This window comes from Erysipelatoclostridium sp. DFI.2.3, from assembly GCF_019132535.1.
Classification (GTDB): domain Bacteria; phylum Bacillota_I; class Bacilli_A; order Erysipelotrichales; family Erysipelotrichaceae; genus Clostridium_AQ; species Clostridium_AQ innocuum.
This window is the reverse complement of the sequence record NZ_JAHOOJ010000072.1, coordinates 1-235: the sequence shown is the minus strand read 5'-3', so window position 1 is coordinate 235 and position 235 is coordinate 1. Positions and strand designations below refer to the sequence as shown.

The window sequence follows — 235 nt, the reverse complement described above, 5'->3', positions numbered from 1 at the left end:
ATGATGAAGGTAACCGCTGGTTATTATCATACACATTACAAAGGGTGATGAATATGGCAACGAACAAAAACAAACATCTGACTCAGGACGATCGCAATGTCATCGCGATCGGCATCGTTAATGGTTCCTCTAAAAAAGCTATTGCTGATAATCTAGGCAAAGATAAATCTACGATAGGTAAGGAAATCCGTGCTCACCGTTATCTCTCTCATAAATCTACACTTTCTCTAGAATG

The 235-nt window shown here is 39.1% G+C and carries 1 protein-coding gene; it reads left to right on the top strand.

The genetic code is table 11. The annotated features are described in order from the left end of the window. Positions 1-53: 53 nt before the first annotated feature. On the top strand, positions 54-235 hold a 182-nt coding region (locus KSZ58_RS22400), incomplete at its 3' end, for a helix-turn-helix domain-containing protein (RefSeq protein ID WP_009269611.1).